This is a genomic window from Sporomusa sp. KB1 (assembly GCF_007830295.1).
Classification (GTDB): domain Bacteria; phylum Bacillota; class Negativicutes; order Sporomusales; family Sporomusaceae; genus Sporomusa.
The window spans coordinates 2,528,684-2,545,707 of the sequence record NZ_VLKC01000002.1 but is presented as its reverse complement, the minus strand read 5'-3'; the positions used below and the strand labels follow the sequence as shown (position 1 = coordinate 2,545,707).

Here is a 17,024-nt window from a genome sequence, read left to right as displayed (position 1 = left end):
TATAAAATCGGCAGCTGCAAAATTATCTATGTAAGCTCCAGCAAAATCATTACTCACATACAAACTTATAACCTACTCCCCACACTGTTTTAATATACGTGGGGGATGAAGGTGCAGGCTCAATTTTTTCCCGCAACCGCCGGACATGGACAGTCACGGTGTTTTCATCACCCTCATAATCACTATGCCAGATCTTATTCAAAAGCTGCATCCTGGTAAAAACCTGCTGGGGATTACTTACCAACAACCAAAGCAGCTCAAATTCCTTGCTGGTAAGATTAACAGCTGTACCATTAATCGTAACCTCCCTGGTCCCAGGATCAATATACAAAGTACCACACTCCAAAGCCTGACTTGCCTGATTTTTCCGCTGCCCCTGTACCCGGCGAATAACCGCCTGTACCCTGAGAACCAATTCGATCGGACTAAAGGGCTTAGTTAAATAGTCGTCCACCCCTAGTCTAAGCCCTACAATCCGGTCAAGTTCATCGCCCTTAGCCGATAAAATGATGATGGGAACCGTGTACTCAGCGGTTAAAATCCTGCAGACATCAAGACCATTGAGTTTTGGCAGCATTAAATCGAGGATTACTAAATCAGGCTGCTCTTTTTTGGCAACAGCCAGCGCACTCTCACCGTCAACAGCGGTGGCAACCAGAAAATTTTCCCTTTCAAGACAATGCTTCACTATCTTTAGTATCTTCGCATCATCATCTACAACTAAAATCTTCTCGCCAGACAAACCTAACACCCCTTCGCAATGACCGGTAAAACAAAGGTAAACGTACTGCCCCGGCCAACTTCACTTTCCACCCAAATCCGGCCCCCGTGCATTTCAACCAAATTGCGCGCCAGTGCTAAGCCTAAGCCGCTTCCCGGATACTCCCTTGCTTCAGCACTATCAACCTGACGAAACTTATCAAAAATATACTTTTGATCTTCCTGGTTAATACCGATACCGGTGTCCTGTATCTTGACAACAACCTCTGGCACCTTGTCCTGATCGTTCATCAAAGCTGCTGAAATAGTAATTTTTCCGCCATTTGACGTAAATTTAATGGCATTACTAATTAGATTGCGGAAAATGTGAATCACTTTTTCACGATCAGCTATAATATGGGGAATGTCAGCAGAGATATCAACAATAAACGTAAGTCTGTTCTTGCTTACCAGCGGAGAAATACTATGCATTAAATGATTCAGCACTTCTTTAATATCAATCTGGTTACAGTTAATTTTGGCAAGCCCGGCTTCAATTTTAGACATATTAAGAATGTCGTTGATCTGGCTAAGTAATTGGTGCCCACTTTCAAAGATATCTTGCAGATATTCCTGCTGTAAACTGCTGAGCGTTTCTCCCTCGGCCAATAGGATTTCCGCAAAGGCAATGATTGCAGTAAGGGGAGTCCGGAGTTCATGACTCATAACCGCCAAAAATTCCGATTTGAGGCGGTCCGTCTCGGTCAGTTTGGCATTCATAGCTTGAAGCTTACTTCCTTGCTCCAGCAAACGCTGATTCGCGTCCGACAACAGCGCCGTGCGCTCAGTTACTTTTTCTTCCAGGCCGTTATAGAGCTCGTTAAGTTTACTTGCCATTGTATTAAACTCTTCCGCCAAGCTCCGCATTTCGTCATAGGTTTGAATCTCGGTCAGCTGCGCCGCTAAATTTCCCCGGCCCAACTCGGCTACTTTGCCTGTCAATTCACGGATAGGCATGATAATAATATGTTCCATCATTAAATAAGTCAGCCCAATACTGACAAACACCATGAACAAGATGAAAATTACCTGGCTGCTAATATTGGTGCGTTGGGCGGCCTCAAAACGTGCCATTGGAAAAACCACACTAATACTCCCGGCAAACTCGCCTGAAGAAAATCCCTCTTTAGCATATCCGGAAATATCATTAAGCCCAACAGGTTTGCCGTGACAGGATAAACACGATTCATCATAATATAACGGCACTAAGTACCGGAAGACACGATTGCCGTCAATTTCATCATAACCCCATAATTCCTTGAGGTTTTTGTCGGCGGCCAACTGCTTCATTGCTTCCCTTTCAAAATTGTCCGGAGCATTATAGGGATCACGTACAATAGGCCGGGTCTGCTTAAATTTGTAGCCGGAGTAGCCGTTAAAAATTTCACCAATGCCCTTGCCGACAGCTGCAGGATTTAAGTGTTTGAATTCATAACCGCCATCGTAATTGGCATTAATCAAATCTTGCTTCAGTGCAATAAATGACCTTGTAGCAATAAGCTGCTGAGCAATAACCTCCGCTTTTTCCTTCATTTCCGATTCAGCCTGAAAATTATATTGTCTAATATTCCAAAGGAGATTTACTGTCATCAGAACAATGGTTATGATGGCAATTCCGATCATAAATTTTATCGTAAGACTATTTTTAAACCGCATAAATTTATTACTCCCCAAAAAAGGAATATCACTTTATAAAAAAACATTCTGTTTAAAAATAACAAAATCCTTTATTATTTTCAGACTATACTTCACCTTTCCTGTTAAATAAAATAGTCATAACCTACTTTTTTAGTAAGTTATGACTATTTTCTCTACCAAGAATACTCGACTCCCCGCCTGCACCTGCCGATGGCTATGCACCTCTGACAAAGTATACACCTACAATGAGTGCTGCCAGCAATATTCTATATGCTGCAAATATAGCAAAGTTGTTTCTTTGGAGATATTTAAGCAGTAAGCTAATGCACAAGAGCCCTACCAGAGCTGATGTGATTGTGCCCACTAAGAATAAGGGACTGGCAGCATTATGAATAATTTCCGGCGTATGTTTTAGCGCCGCACCGGCAATAATCGGCGTTGCCAGCAGAAAGGAAAATTTAGCTGACGCCTCCCGCGAAAATCCTAACAAACGACCTGTTGTCATGGTAATGCCAGAGCGCGAAACACCTGGAATCAGCGCCAACGCCTGCGAAAAGCCAATAAATAACGTCTGTTTAAACGTTATGTTTTCATAATTAATTCTTTGTGGCGAATTTTTATCTACATAGTAAAGAATAATACCCATAATGGCGAGACCAGCAGCAATAATGAGGGGTTGAGAACGAATAAATTTATCTATGGCTGACTCAAAGAGCAGTCCGGCAACACCGCCAGGAATTGTTGCTAATACCAGATACCAAAACATTTTTCCCTCTTTTGTTTTTAGTCCTTTCGTTACTCCATTTACAACAAGCTCCAGCCAATCCTGGAAAAAATAAATAAGTACTGCCAGCAGCGTTCCCACATGCAGCGCCACATCAAGAGCGATATCAATATTGCCGCCGACTTGAGCGATAATCGAATTCCAGCCAAACAGCCAGCGCACAATGATTAAGTGTGCTGAACTGGATATGGGTAAAAATTCCCCCAAACCTTGTACAATTCCTAAAACGATGGCGATAAACCACAACATATGTATTCATGCTCCTTTTTATCTAGTTTCACCAATTGACCCCGCTTCCATCAGCAGAGTATAAATATCGCCCCGTGCTACCGGGCTTGTCCCTACCAGAGTATTATGAATATGTTACTGACACTATTTTGCAAACTATTTATTAGGACAGTATAGCAGGTGATTCTGAAAGTAAAATGAAAATCGCAACTTAATAAATTCCTGACATTTACTTCCCCTCCAATTACGGAGGGGAAGTTGCAATTTGCCTCTTTTTCAGATAGTATTACCCGTTTTATTGGGTTTTACCTTTACTATGCTATGGGTAAAATGCAAGTTCTGGAAAAAGTGCAAGGGAAGAAGTTTCAACAAGCAGCTCTGGAAAAAACACGAAACCAGGCTGAGGGGGAGGATCATCATCCCCACAACAAGGACATTCACCCTGATAATAATGATAATCAAATTCGCAACTGCACCACGGGCACACCTTATATAATCTAAAGGAACATACTTCATATAGTTTTAAGCATGAAGTGTACGTTTTGATGCATTTTTTAGTGGGCTTCCGCAAATTCCAGTCAGCGCAAGAATAACGAACCACAAGGATGCCTCCCATATTAGCTTTTACTCTATACTATGTTAAGCACTAGCCCTATGCCACATAAGATAAAACCATTCGCTTCATTGTTTGAGTAGTAACACTTCATAAGACTGCGCCATTATCGTCAAGGCTGCACGTTCCTGACTGTCTAAGGAATTATATTCTAATTGCCGAATTACATAGTAGGCGGTAGAGTTTTTCGCCACTGCCTTTTTAATGTCCTCACCGGATATAACTTCCGTGCCATAGACATCTGTGTAAAAAGCAAATCCGGGATGTAAAAATTTCACAACATATACTGGCGACTTTCCGTCATACACAGCACTAAAATGGCTGGCAATATCACGAGTGGTAACTTGAGGGGCTACCGACGGCACTAATACTGCCACCAATATAATTGCGACAACGGTCATCGCCACAACTTGCCCCCAAAATCCGACAGCGGGATTACCTCGTCTCACTGCATACCAAACCGTACCGGCCATTGTTATCAGCAGGGCAGCTATTACTAATAATCCGGCTGTCAGCTCAGGCATCGCCTTAACTCCAAGATATATACCGCCAACCAAAAGGGCAACAAGTCCTGATAGTACAACTGGCCAGCTATAGCACAATCGATTATGTCTGTCCCCATCAAGCCAGCGCCCAAGATACCAGCCGACCAGTAAAGCCAGTGGCGGATACATGGGAAGTATATACGTCACTAGCTTGGTGCTTGAAATGGTAAAGAAGATAAAAATAAAGAATGCCCAGATATTTAAAAATAGCAAAGCAGGTGCCTGGTTTCTCCCTTCAGCCAACGAAGCATAGACAGCTTGAACCAGAAGTGCTGTCCAGGGGAAAAAACCCAGCATCAACACCGGTACAAAGAAATACCAGCCGGCAGTCTCAGTGTGTTCTGCCGTCGTAAACCGGGTGATATTATGAAAGCCAATAAATGTATCAAGAAAAGCCGCACCATGAATTTGGTACATGACAATATACCAGGGCAGCGCCACCACTGAGTAAATAATAACCCCTGCCGGTATCTTCATATTTTTTAGTTCTTGCCAATTGTTAGTTGCCAGCAAGTAAAAAAAGATAATCGCCGCCGGAAACACTAGCCCTATAGGTCCTTTAGTGACAGTTGCTAAAGCCGCAAAGAAATAGAAAAGAACATATTTCTTCTCCAAAAACGAAAGCAGCGCGGCAGTTAGAAACAGTGTTAATGTAATATCGGTCACTGCCGCTTTGGCGACATAAAAATACTCGATACTTGTGGCTAATACCAGCGCCCCGGCAATACCCGCAGTCTGGCCAAACAGTCTGCTCCCTGCCTGATGCACCAGCAGCACACACAGCACACCTAACAATGCCGACGGAAAGCGTGCCGCAAATTCATTAACGCCAAAAACCTTAAAAGCTGCCGCAACCAGCCAGTAATACATCGGTGGCTTATCATACCAATATTCACCATAAATCCGGGGTGAAACAAAATCGCCAAATACAATCATTTCCTTAGGCGTCTCCGCGTAAACCGGCTCATCCGGATCAAGCAAAGGAAAACTTCCTAGATGAAAAAAAATAATAAACGCCGTGATACCTGCCACAAGCCAAAATAGTGATTTATTTTTTTTGGTCATAATTTTCTCCACCATCGAATTATCAAGCTTATCGTTTGCCCCGCCGAATCAGAATCACTCGTGTGTATCCCCTGAACTTATTCCTATAAACTATTCTTCCACAACGACACTTATTTTACCACTGTTTTTATTTTTGCACCAGAACCTTGTATAGCAGGTACTCATTTTTCCGCCTACTCAACAGGCTAAATTCTACAAATATGGGCAGTGGAACTTAAAAATAAGTTGCTCACTGCCCATTTGCATAATTTTACTATTCCATCAAGGGATAACTCCTATCAAGGAACTGTTTCTTCCACTTGTTGCCTGGAATTAACCCTTTCATATACGAACGAAATAACCGTGGCGATTGCTAAAGCAATAGTGGTTACCAAATATAGATAACTCAGTGACTCAGTATTACCTAACATAGCAATCCCGACTTGAAGAAATGGAGAAAAAAGAATTCCCAGATGCATAGCGCCAGATACGATACCAAAAGAAAGGTCATATTGCCGGGCATCGACCTTCGTTGACGTTACGTAAAACAAATAAGGTACTAATAATCCAGAGCCAATTCCCTCCAAAAAGTTTGCTGCAAGTAAAGTACTAAAGGAATGTGTATAATACAAGGTTACGGATCCTAACGTAAATAGCAATAATCCTGCAAATGCTAAATAGTTTTTTACCCTTTTAAAAACTTGCGGAAATAAAGCACCGGAAAAGATACATCCTAAACCGGGTATGGCTATTGCCAACCCAATCATCCAGGGTGCGCCTAAATTCTCGCTTAAAATCAACACTGCCATATTGAGAATATTAAGTTGCAATATAGCCCAGTTCATCATCATGTAAAATGCAAGCAGATACACAATTTGGGGTATTCTACTGCTGGAACAACCTGCCCCTGCCTGCGTATTTTCGGCAGCTTGTTTTTGTGGTGGAGATTTAGGGAGTCCGAATAAGTTGATAACCGCGATAACAAGCACTATAGCAAAAGCCAGGAAACAATACCGCCAGCCCAGCATAAGCAAGAAGCCAATCAAAACACTATTTATTACGTTAGCCACATTCGCTAAGGCTGTAGCCCAGCCAAGCATTTTTTTTCTTGGCTCGCCATCATAATGTTCCGCAATAATACTATTAGGCAGAGGTAAGATAAGTCCAACACCAATACCGGTAAGAAGTCTTAAGAGAATAATTTGATCAATAGTAGTTGCCCAGTATGGAAGCATGCCTGTTACGCCATAGATCACAAGCCCTCCCAATACTATGCTCTTTTTATCATATCGTTTTGCTAATATACCCGCAGCCACGCTGAAAATAATAGAAGTAACAAAAGGGCTTACGGAAACTAATTGAAGCTTTAAAGTAGATACTCCCGGAAAATCCTGGGCCATACTTCCAAGTGCCGGGCTAACTGCCGAAGCTACAAATACCCAGACATACGCAATCATAAGAATCGAAAAGCCGCCAAATTTTGTTAGTTTGGTGTTACCCATTAGGTATCCTCCAGTTCGTATATTCCCCAATCGTGTTCTTTTTGGCAATTGCTGCCTTATGATAAATAAATTGTTCCGATGTTTGTACTTGAAGTCAATTCAAGTGTAACTTCCGCCGCGGAAAACCCCGGCTTCTGAACCTGAATAACATACTTACCACTGTTTTTTGCAAGTTGATCAAACTTAAAATCACCAAAAGTATCGGTTATCGTTTCTGCCAGCTTATCCTTCCCCTGCAGCAAAGTTACTTTTGCACCTTCGATGCAATCAACAATTCCCTTCCGGTTAGCGGCTATACTGCCGCCGATAAAACATTTGTTAAATCGATACAGGTTTTTGTAAAAAACACTGGGCTGGGTATTGGCTTCCGGTTGCAAAACTTCCAGCTTTTCAGCCGTACAAATACGACTCATTTCCGTGTCGTCTGCACATACAGCCCTGAGCGCACCGGTTGGGCAGGCCTGTACACAGCGCGGCTGCTTCCAGCCTTGATCTAATAGATGGGCACACAGAGTACATTTTTGGGGAACTTCTTGTTCTTGGTTCCACCATATTGCCTGATAAGGACAAGCATTAACTACCTCTTGTTGTCCCTTGGCTTTAACCGGATCAATCATAACAATTCCATCAGCACGTTTGGTAATACTCCCCTTGGACGCATGAATGCAGGGCGCATCCGCACAGTGCATACAGGGGGTTGGCCTGTATGCCACATCAACAAGCGGGTATTGCCCCCGTTCTGCACGCATAATATTTATCCAGCGATGACCATGCCGCGGCTGAGGCCAGGTATATCCCGGCCAGTCATTGTCAACATGTTCATCTTTACAGGACATGAAACAATTATTGCAATCCACACATTTCTCAACATCTATAATCAAATGCCACTTTTTCATCAAACGCGCTCCTCTTCGCTCCAATTTGTGATTTCAATAAGACAGGAATTAGCTGCCATACCATGAGATTTTTTTATCATCATCCGACTGGGAGTGAGAAGGTTGATACAGCCGCCAAGATCCGGTGATTTGCCAGGTTCACCTACCGGTTTATAGACAGCAGAAGATTCATAGGAGTGTACGGTTCCCGGAGGAATACGTTCAGTCAATTGGGCTGCGCATATAACTGCCCCCCGGTCATTAAATGCCTTGACCAAATTATTTTCCTTAATGCCACGGGCAGCGGCATCTTGCGGATTAATCCTAATGATCCAATAATAGTGTCCATTAATTGCTATTCGGTGATCCTTTATATCATTAATAATGCTATCCTTCCCGTCACTTTGCGTATGGAAAGTAAACTTCGGATGAGGTGAAACAAGCTGCAGCGGATACTTGGCAAATAATTCCGTTGCATGTGGACCTTCCCAGGCCGGATTGTACTTCATAATGGGTGGCCGTTCTGGATCGTTGGGATCATATCGCTTTAGACTTGAGGCTTCAAATTCTAACTTGCCGGACTGGGTTTGCAATCCCATGCGGTATTCTTCCGTATAGTCAGCTGGTGCAGGAAAAGGTTCCGGGGTGTCCTTAGGACGGCCGTCCGCATACCAGCGGAAGGAAACCGGATCACGTCGATCTTCAGGCAATGGCGGGATAACATAGTACCCTTTCTTAAGAAACTTTCTCCAGGATATATTGTGGGGTAAATCGGTTCCGTCAAACAGCCGTTTACACCATTCGAGTTCAGTGGAGCCTTCAGAAAATACAGAGCCCAATCCCAGACGTTTCGATAACTCCAGGAAGATTTGGATATCAGATTTTGACTCACCCAGCGGCTCAATGCATTTATGCTGCAAAACAGCAACCCGGTGATTAACCTGCGTAAAGGAATGATGAATATAGCCGCCGCAATTGGCAAATTCACTAATGTCCCAGCGTTCGAAATTAGTGCAGGCCGGTAAAATTACGTCAGCAAACTGAGCTTCTCCTTCAAACCAAATCGATTGATTAACAACAAATTCCAGCCCGTCTGAACGGTACATATTTACATAACGGTTAGTATCAACCATAGTGCCAATATGGGAACCGCCATATTTATAATACATTTTTACTGGCGAATACCCGGGAGTGGGATATTTAAGCGGGATAAATTGTCCTTCAATGGTGGTAGCATCCGCATTATAAGCTTCGCAGTGGCCATCCATAATGGCCTCAGGAATTTTAAGACGCGGCACTCCTTGTTTAACGGTATTCATTGTTACAATATTGGGCATCCGCTGGTATAAGTTAAGAAAGTTGCCGGTACCAAAAATATCACCCGACATACCACCTTCGGCGTAACCGGGGAAATAGAAACGGGTATCAACAGGAGTACCCTGCTGCATACTTCCCATATTAATCCCCGGTTTGCCTAAACCTTGCATAGCCATGAGACAGACCATACCTCTGGCCCAATCGGTTCCCGTAGCCGTACGGCACGCGCCGCCAAAACCAGCAATGCCGCCGGCAGCTAAATAGGTCTTTTTGCGTCCCCACTCCCGTGCAAGTGCCCTGATGTCTTTTGCTGGAACACCTGTTTCCGGTTCTTGCCACTCCGGTGTCTTTTCACAACCATCTTCTTTACCTAAGATATAGTCCCGCCATTTTTCAAAACCAGTTGTACGCTTATCAACATACTCCTTATCATAAAGGTTTTCGGTAATCCAAACATAAGCAATAGCTAAAACCATAGCGCTGTCAGTACCGGGCTTGGGTGCCAGCCACTTACCGCCCAAAAGTCCGACCGTATGATTGTAGTACGGATCAATATGAACAAGCTTAATGCCTAATTCCTTTAGCCACTGGCGCCGTATTGTGCCTTCTGATGCTCCATATACACCGCTAGTTGATTCAGGGTCACTAGACCAGAAGACCATCATTTCGCAGTTTTGGAGACAATCCTCCACAAGATTATAGAACTCCGAGCCCCCATTCCGGGCACTTTGGCCCCAATGGTGTGTCGCTCCCCAGAACCACCCCTCCCAGCTATCCGGGTTATGCACTACAGGTGTCCAACCAATGGAGTTAAAAAACCGTAGTCTGGCACTAAGCCAGTATCCTAACGCTCCCCAGGTATGATGTGAGCCACTGCCGTTCATAATTGCACCTGGACCATGTTCTTTTTTTACCCGTTTAATTTCATTAGCAACAATATCCAATGCTTCATTCCAGCTAATCCGTTCATACCCGGATATACCCCGGTTTTGAGGATTTCTTTCGCCCTTCGGATCAAAGTCCACCCGTTTCATAGGATAAAGCAACCGATTCGGAGAATAAATCATTGATTTCCATGCCAAAGTATGAGGGCTGACCGTTGTTTTCCTGGGTGGTGAAAAATCTTTGCCTCTGGCTTTGACTACCCATGGATCTGCATCCTCTTCATCAAAATCGATAGGCGTAATCCGGATGATTTTACCAGCCTTTACATACACAAAAACCGGACCGCCATTGGTGTTGCTCGTGTAGCGCTTGACACCGCCGCCCATATCTACGCCATAATCCGGCTTAAGACTCATTGTCATATTCAAGGTTTCAGCAAACCATAGCGATAATTCGTCCGGTCCCCGCATATCAAGTTGAAAACTCTTAGCCGAACTGATAAATTCTAAGAACGTTTTTGTGGGGCTCATTATTCTTACTGCGGTTGCAGCATCTTCAAACGACATAACAATATCGGGATTGGCGTGGATACCAGATTTTGAAGAAACTTTGCCCTCTTTAAAAATAAAATATCTGCCCTGAGAGTTGTCTCGTAATTTAATTTGAGCAATCAAATTCTTTTCTTTGAGCCGCTCAGCAAAGGTGGCAGATCGCAGGGCAGTCATCTTCAGCACTTTTTCCAGGCCAAAAAGGATAACCGAAAATTGCGTACTTTCAAGCGCCATAATCTATTTTCTCCCTTCAGTGTGCAACTTCATATTACAACTAATACTAATGCAATCTGCTTTAAATGGGAAATACCATCTCTGTCTAAGCTTATGATAGAAAAGTATTACCGCTATGCCATTGCATTTTTTGGCGAAACCTTTCCACTCTCGCATTAATCGCTGTATACTATTGTTATAGATAGCAATGGCAATGGAGGGACCATGGAAATCCAGTTATTACGCGAATTCACCTGTCTCGCAGAACATTTAAACTTTAGCACAGCTGCTAAGCAACTTTTTATCGCTCAGCCTGTCCTTAGCAGACACATCGCAGATTTAGAACATGCCCTCGGAGTGCAATTATTTGCGCGTAATAAACAAACCGTCCGTTTAACACCGATCGGCGCTATAGTCCTTACCGAGGCCAAAGCCATTCTTGCTCACTATGAAGAAGGTATCCAAAAAATTCGCCTGGCAGTAGCCGGATTTGCAGGTCAACTTAAAATTGGTTTCTTGGGCGCACCGACTAAGAACTTCTTTTCCGCACTTATCTCACGTTTTAGAAACACTTATCCTAATGTCGATTTGCAGTTAAACCAGTTAAATTTGGGCGCACTCGCCACAACCCTAAAACATGGTGATATTGATATTGCCTTTACTCTTTCTTTTGATTTATTGAACATTCCCGGACTTTGCTGGAAGACCTTGTTTCCTGATTCACTTGCCATTGTCCTGCGGCATGACCACCCGGCTGCCAATAATAATGACATTAAGCTGTCCACGCTTTCCAAGGAAAAATTTCTTCTTTTGGCCCCAGAAGAATCTCCCAGTCTTTATAACCAAATCACAACACTCTGCGCAGCGGCTGGCTTTTCCCCTGATATTGTAAAATTAACAACGTTCCCCGAGAATGCTTTGCTAATGGTTGAATCCGGTATTGGAGTTGCAATTTTGCCAAGACATATTAACGTTTATGCCAGTCAGGAGCTTCGGTTTCTGGATATCGCCGGTGACGACTTTACGTTTGATGTGGTTGTGGCCTGGAATGAAGTACATTCAAATCCTGCCGTTCCCTTATTCCTGCAAGAGCTTGATACGCTGGCAATTGACAATGACCCGCATTGAGTTTATGGCCACATCTCCCCCTGCGCCATATCCATCCATAAAAAACCATTACCTAATTTTTCTCGTCCAAAGCTCAGCCTAAGATATGCTGAACGTACATAAAAAGGAGCAGCCTCAATTATTTTTGAGACTGCTCCGATAATTTTAATACCTTTATAGAGTAGCCGCTAATTATAGCGTCCGTACTTCTCTACCGCATCAAAGAAGGCTTTCATATTTTCATGTTTGGCATTCATAGGAACACAGCAACCTGAAGAGTAAATGAAACCGCCGCCTTTACCAACAACTTCAAATAGTTTTTTAGCATATGCATCTACCGCACTTGGAGATCCTACCGTTAAGAGCGCTGCCGGCATATCCCCCATAATCGCACAATGTCCGTCAAGTATTTCCTTTGCCTTAAAAATGTCAGTAGAGCCATCCAATTGAACAACGAATTTCTTTGCCGGCAATTCCAATAAATATGGTAGATTTTTTGTCCAGTCAGAATCAAGATGCAATATTGGAATAATTCCCTTTTGCTCCAAACCGTTAACAAGCCGCTTCATAACTGGCATGAATAACTTTTCAAACTTCTTCAGTGATATCCATTGAGCACTACTGCGAGAGTCGCCAATAAACGCCCGTCTGATACCGGTTTGGTCCGCCTGAGCTGAGAGTAACTCAATCATACCGTCTGTAACAACAAGCATGGCTTCATATACTTTGTCAGGGATTTGAATCACATCTTTAAAAAACTTTTCCAGGGAACGGCTCATCGACAATACATCAGGTGCCGATCCGCCTAGTATTCCCCAGGTTGAACTTTGCCCGCGGCGCTGAGTACGCTGGTTTTCATCCAGCAGTAATTTGCCTTTTTCCATAATCGCTGCAAGTTGTTCTTCTGGATTTGTACCATGGGCAACTTGATTAAACTTACCGACATATGCCAAAAGACCTTCTTTAATGAGCAGATCATAGTCCTCCCGGGTTGTAATTTCCACTTCGTGCATCTGGAAGGAAGCATTGTCAGGTAGTTCCACACCCGGCATTGCCGTCCGCATGAGTCCTACTTTTTTCATCAGCGGCGCATACCGTTCACACATAATAAAAGGGTTGCTATCCCAAACGGGATAGGCTTCCTTTACTTTATCAAGAGAATCCATGCACTTTTTCCAGTCCCACATAAATTCCTTATTGGTAATTCCTGCAAACTGACCGGCATACTGATCAATCATTGGCGCACATACTACCCGGTCAACTGGCTCAAGATTAATAGTAGCTACCAGTCTCTCCTCTGCTGTCATTTGATCTTCTTTTGCTGTCATCTAATCCACTCCTAATAATATTTTTCGAACAAAACTCTGATAACTTGACTCCCATATGGGTCGCACAAAAACCATCAGCCAGAGTTACTACCGGAGTTCGGTCGGTTTTTTCTAGCGCTGCAGCTTTTCTTATTCTTTCCTTGCGTTCCTTCAATAATTCTTGTGGTGGTTTCATGCAACGCCTCCATTAAAAATTAGTGATGCATTTCCCTTTGTACTTGGCAATGTAACAACATTGTCAAAATTCACAATCTTCCTCTTTATAATATAGTAAAATATATTTTTGCGGAAATTCAGATTTCTCATTGCAATAATAAAAAAATTTAATACCTGCTCCTGCATCAATATTCATAATTTATTGTTAATTAATTAGAACTACACTATAATTTAATTACTCCTCAAGTTTTGCTGACTAAATCCGCTCGGAGGGAATTATGGAAACTCGGCAATTGGAAATCTTTGTTTGTGTCGCAGAGCGATTAAATTTTACTGAATCGGCCAAACACTTATATCTCACACAATCCGCAGTAAGTTTACAAATAGCGGATTTAGAAAAGCACCTGGGTGTCAAACTATTTGAAAGAAATTCTCGTTCAGTCCAACTGACAGAAGCTGGGCAGGTTTTTTTGAAAGAAGCTAAGTTCATTATTGCTATACTTGAAGAAGCAATAAAAAAAACCCGCCATACCGCCTCCGGTTTTGCGGGTACTCTTAAAGTTGGCTTCCTGGAATCACATACTAAACACTTTTTACCCAAACTAGTGAAAGACTTTCGAAACTCCTATCCAAAGATTCAATTAATGTTACTTCAATTGAATTGGGGTGATTTGAATATGGCCTTAGAACACAATGATGTAGATATAGGCCTTACCATGTCAGTATCGTTACAGAATACGCCCCATCTAGTCTGGCAATCACTCTTGCGGGATGTTGAATGTTTTGTAATGCCATATGACCATCCCCTGGCAAATCAGCCTCAGTTAGATTTAGCCGCCGTAGCTCGTGAGCCTTTTATTGTCCTAAATCGTGAAGTTGCACCCTGCCCCTACGATTTCACTTTACAATTATGCGCCAACCGGGGTTTTACCCCTAAAATAGTCGAACGGCCTTATCTCACTGAAATTTTGCTTACGCTTGTTGAATCAGGCGAAGGAATCGCCATTCTCCCTTACTTTGCTACCAAACCCTATGCAAGTCCTAATCTTCGCTTTATAAAATTGGAAGGTGAAGATGCACAAGTTGATATGGTAGCATCCTGGAAAAAGATAAATCGGAATCCAGCTATACCTTTGTTTCTTAATAAAGCCAAAAATAATATTCAAATCATACAAAATGATATGCTGCTTCCGATTACACCCCCATGTTAAAATAAGCCGGAAAGGTAATTGATCATGATCAATCTATCTTTTCGGCTTATTTGGCAGTTTTTATATCTTGAAAGTACTAATAGCCTGAGTTAATTCTGTTGCCATCCTGGCAAGTGCCTGACTAGAGGCTGCAATTTCTTCCATGGTTGCTGACTGTTCTTCCGTAGCAGCGGATACAGTTTGTGCCTGCCCGGAAGCATCTTTACTAATTGTATCAAATTCATGCACTGACCCTACGACTTGTTGGCTGCTGCCGGCCATTTGCTGAATAGCAGCCGATATCTCCTGCATCTGAACCGACACTTCATTGATTGATCTAAAAATTTCTTCAAAGGCTTGGCCAGCATCGTTCACTACCTTAGCCCCAATATGGACTTCTTTTGTGCCATCATCCATCGCGATTACCGCACTATCAGTATCTTTTTGAATTTCCGTAATTAGCCCCGCAATTTGCTTAGCCGCCTCCTGCGATTGCTCTGCTAGTTTTCGAACTTCATCGGCAACTACAGCAAACCCTCGTCCCTGCTCACCCGCCCGGGCGGCCTCAATGGCCGCATTAAGAGCCAGTAGATTGGTCTGCCCCGCAATACCGGAAATAGTATCTACAATTTGTCCGATTTCCTTTGAGCGTTCGCCCAATTTTGCTACAACCTGAGCCGATCTAGTAACCGTTTTTTCGATATTCCCCATCTGGGCAATTGCTTTCTCTATCGCCTGACTGCCTTTTTGTGCAGAACCTGCTGATTTTTCTGAAGTACCCGCAACTATGTTAGCATTTGCTGTAATCTGCTGAACCCCTTCCGTCATTTGATTTATCACTGACGCAGTATCATCCACGGCCTTCATTTGCTTTTCTGCTCCGTTCGCCATTTCAGCAATGACTTGCGCTACTTGATTAGCTGCTTGAGCAGACTGTTCCGCACTGGCGCTGAGTTCTTCAGAGGAAGCCGCTACCTGATCGGCCGCCTCCGTAATTTTGCGTATTAATCTACGTAAGTTTTCCGCCATCTGCTCAAAACTCTTCCCTAACCGTCCGATTTCATCATTGGATACAGTGCTGAACCTTACTTGTGAAATATCGCCGTCTGCGATCCGTTTTGCTGCCATCTCCAATGTCTGAATAGGTTTAGCAATACGGCGAGCATACCAGGCAACAAACAACCCCGTAATTATTAGTACAACAAAGATAGTGGCCATCGAAATAGTCGTAAGTGATGACACTGTATCTGTTACCTCGGCGATCGGCACCGTCAGCGCCACTTCCCAGTTAACCAGGGGTATAGGTGCATAGGCAATGTACCTGTCAACCCCCAGAGTTTGCAAGGTAACAATACCCGTCTCTCCTTGTATCATTTTTTCAGTAAACGCTTTTCGTCCAGGATCAACATTAGAATCTTTCAATGGATTGACTTTCATTGCTACTTCCTTGTCGGGATGGATAATAGTTAGTCCGTCCTGTTGGGCGACTAAGGCAAATCCTGTTTGACCAACTTTGGTTGACAATACCTTCGCCGTCAATCCTTCCATATCAATAGCACCTGTCAATACACCGGTTACTTTACCATCCGCTTTAACAGGAACCGCAAATAACATTACCAGTCGCCCATTAGTTTTTGATAAAAACGGACCGAAGGTGGCTGTACTCCCTCGCATAGCTTGCTGAAAATAAGGTCGTTCGGCAACATTTCCTGTAACTTTAGCTGAGTTTATAAAATTCCCCAGTATATCAATGTAAGTTATAGAATCATATTCTTTATTGGTTTTTACGGCGTTTTCCAGAAAAGGAAGAATCGTATCTTTATTCCCTCGTTGTACTTCAGGTGAGACTGACATTATAATTAGTTCTGATTGTCGGCCTTGCAGCCAAGCACCCAAGTCCGCAGCCATACTGACTGCCTTCTTCTCCATGTCACTCATGATAGTCTGCGTAATCACTTGCCGTGCCTTCCAGTAGTTTAGCCCCCCCAGAGCACTTAGCGCCACACAAAAAATAGTTAAAATCACAACAGTGAGTTTTGTTTTGATACTTTTCATGATACTCCTCCCACATTGGACCTAGGATACCTGGTCATAGCAGCAAAAGCCTTTGGGTAATATTCTAACCTCTTATGGTTAAATTTGTCTGGATACCATTTCGGTTTGTCGCATTAAGTTTACTTTACTTAATAATTGAGAACAATTTAATTATTTTAATTATAAAAATATTATGAAGCATGAATATAATAAAAATCCATAAGCAACAGGCTAAAGCACCGCCATTATAAAAGA

Annotated in this window: 13 protein-coding genes; 3 read left to right on the top strand and 10 right to left on the bottom strand. The window is 43.0% G+C overall.

Annotated features, from left to right (window positions below; all coding sequences use genetic code 11):
• Positions 1–49: 49 nt before the first annotated feature.
• From SALPA_RS15490 to SALPA_RS15480, 3 genes are all read right to left on the bottom strand, one after another.
• Entirely contained in the window at positions 50–742 is a 693-nt protein-coding gene (locus SALPA_RS15490) for a response regulator transcription factor (RefSeq protein WP_145095811.1), read from the bottom strand.
• A 2-nt stretch (positions 743–744) separates the two neighbouring features.
• Positions 745–2,415: an ATP-binding protein gene (locus SALPA_RS15485; RefSeq protein WP_255451223.1), complete on the bottom strand. Its 1,671-nt coding sequence runs from the start codon at positions 2,413–2,415 to the stop codon at positions 745–747.
• Positions 2,416–2,611: 196 nt separating this feature from the next.
• Complete coding sequence (locus tag SALPA_RS15480) at positions 2,612–3,430, bottom strand: undecaprenyl-diphosphate phosphatase (RefSeq protein WP_145095808.1); 819 nt, start codon at positions 3,428–3,430, stop codon at positions 2,612–2,614.
• Positions 3,431–3,730: 300 nt separating this feature from the next.
• Here SALPA_RS15480 and SALPA_RS15475 point away from each other — a divergent pair, with 300 nt between their 5' ends.
• Positions 3,731–3,910 carry a hypothetical protein gene (locus SALPA_RS15475; protein ID WP_222428005.1) on the top strand — a complete coding sequence of 60 codons (180 nt, stop codon included), beginning with the start codon at positions 3,731–3,733 and terminating at the stop codon, positions 3,908–3,910.
• A 180-nt stretch (positions 3,911–4,090) separates the two neighbouring features.
• On the opposite strand, the gene SALPA_RS15470 is transcribed toward SALPA_RS15475, so the two are convergent.
• The 4 genes from SALPA_RS15470 to SALPA_RS15455 all read right to left on the bottom strand — a co-directional run bounded on the left by SALPA_RS15470 (position 4,091) and on the right by SALPA_RS15455 (position 10,975).
• Complete coding sequence (locus tag SALPA_RS15470; RefSeq protein WP_145095801.1) at positions 4,091–5,632, bottom strand: glycosyltransferase family 39 protein; 1,542 nt, start codon at positions 5,630–5,632, stop codon at positions 4,091–4,093.
• 278 nt (positions 5,633–5,910) lie between these two features.
• Complete coding sequence (locus SALPA_RS15465; RefSeq protein WP_145095798.1) at positions 5,911–7,113, bottom strand: MFS transporter; 1,203 nt, start codon at positions 7,111–7,113, stop codon at positions 5,911–5,913.
• Between the two features lie 56 nt (positions 7,114–7,169).
• Positions 7,170–8,009: a 4Fe-4S dicluster domain-containing protein gene (locus SALPA_RS15460; RefSeq protein WP_145095795.1), complete on the bottom strand. Its 840-nt coding sequence runs from the start codon at positions 8,007–8,009 to the stop codon at positions 7,170–7,172.
• Positions 8,009–10,975 (bottom strand): molybdopterin-dependent oxidoreductase, encoded by a 2,967-nt coding sequence (locus SALPA_RS15455; RefSeq protein ID WP_145095792.1) that lies wholly within the window; start codon positions 10,973–10,975, stop codon positions 8,009–8,011. The genes SALPA_RS15460 and SALPA_RS15455 overlap by 1 nt, the downstream gene beginning before the upstream one ends.
• Positions 10,976–11,179: 204 nt before the next feature.
• Between SALPA_RS15455 and SALPA_RS15450 the strand changes: the two genes are divergently transcribed.
• Positions 11,180–12,082 (top strand): LysR family transcriptional regulator, encoded by a 903-nt coding sequence (locus SALPA_RS15450; RefSeq protein ID WP_145095789.1) that lies wholly within the window; start codon positions 11,180–11,182, stop codon positions 12,080–12,082.
• A 167-nt stretch (positions 12,083–12,249) separates the two neighbouring features.
• Here SALPA_RS15450 and SALPA_RS15445 read toward each other — a convergent pair whose 3' ends face one another.
• Both SALPA_RS15445 and SALPA_RS29075 read right to left on the bottom strand, forming a co-directional pair.
• Positions 12,250–13,389, bottom strand: coding sequence for a uroporphyrinogen decarboxylase family protein (locus tag SALPA_RS15445; RefSeq protein WP_145095786.1), 1,140 nt, complete (start codon positions 13,387–13,389; stop codon positions 12,250–12,252).
• Positions 13,334–13,564, bottom strand: coding sequence for a hypothetical protein (locus SALPA_RS29075; protein WP_186451085.1), 231 nt, complete (start codon positions 13,562–13,564; stop codon positions 13,334–13,336). The genes SALPA_RS15445 and SALPA_RS29075 overlap by 56 nt, the downstream gene beginning before the upstream one ends.
• Before the next feature lie 259 nt (positions 13,565–13,823).
• Here SALPA_RS29075 and SALPA_RS15435 point away from each other — a divergent pair, with 259 nt between their 5' ends.
• Complete coding sequence (locus SALPA_RS15435; RefSeq protein WP_145095783.1) at positions 13,824–14,756, top strand: LysR family transcriptional regulator; 933 nt, start codon at positions 13,824–13,826, stop codon at positions 14,754–14,756.
• 60 nt (positions 14,757–14,816) lie between these two features.
• On the opposite strand, the gene SALPA_RS15430 is transcribed toward SALPA_RS15435, so the two are convergent.
• Complete coding sequence (locus tag SALPA_RS15430; RefSeq protein ID WP_145095780.1) at positions 14,817–16,790, bottom strand: methyl-accepting chemotaxis protein; 1,974 nt, start codon at positions 16,788–16,790, stop codon at positions 14,817–14,819.
• Positions 16,791–17,024 lie beyond the last annotated feature (234 nt).

What these genes read in the sequence shown, in the direction of transcription:
- SALPA_RS15485 (WP_255451223.1), bottom strand. Translation starts at nt 2,415, where the DNA reads ATGCGGTTTAAAAATAGTCTTACGATAAAATTTATGATCGGAATTGCC.
- SALPA_RS15480 (WP_145095808.1), bottom strand. Translation starts at nt 3,430, where the DNA reads ATGTTGTGGTTTATCGCCATCGTTTTAGGAATTGTACAAGGTTTGGGG.
- SALPA_RS15475 (WP_222428005.1), top strand. Translation starts at nt 3,731, where the DNA reads ATGGGTAAAATGCAAGTTCTGGAAAAAGTGCAAGGGAAGAAGTTTCAA.
- SALPA_RS15470 (WP_145095801.1), bottom strand. Translation starts at nt 5,632, where the DNA reads ATGACCAAAAAAAATAAATCACTATTTTGGCTTGTGGCAGGTATCACG.
- SALPA_RS15465 (WP_145095798.1), bottom strand. Translation starts at nt 7,113, where the DNA reads ATGGGTAACACCAAACTAACAAAATTTGGCGGCTTTTCGATTCTTATG.
- SALPA_RS15460 (WP_145095795.1), bottom strand. Translation starts at nt 8,009, where the DNA reads ATGAAAAAGTGGCATTTGATTATAGATGTTGAGAAATGTGTGGATTGC.
- SALPA_RS15455 (WP_145095792.1), bottom strand. Translation starts at nt 10,975, where the DNA reads ATGGCGCTTGAAAGTACGCAATTTTCGGTTATCCTTTTTGGCCTGGAA.
- SALPA_RS15450 (WP_145095789.1), top strand. Translation starts at nt 11,180, where the DNA reads ATGGAAATCCAGTTATTACGCGAATTCACCTGTCTCGCAGAACATTTA.
- SALPA_RS15445 (WP_145095786.1), bottom strand. Translation starts at nt 13,389, where the DNA reads ATGACAGCAAAAGAAGATCAAATGACAGCAGAGGAGAGACTGGTAGCT.
- SALPA_RS29075 (WP_186451085.1), bottom strand. Translation starts at nt 13,564, where the DNA reads ATGAAACCACCACAAGAATTATTGAAGGAACGCAAGGAAAGAATAAGA.
- SALPA_RS15435 (WP_145095783.1), top strand. Translation starts at nt 13,824, where the DNA reads ATGGAAACTCGGCAATTGGAAATCTTTGTTTGTGTCGCAGAGCGATTA.
- SALPA_RS15430 (WP_145095780.1), bottom strand. Translation starts at nt 16,790, where the DNA reads ATGAAAAGTATCAAAACAAAACTCACTGTTGTGATTTTAACTATTTTT.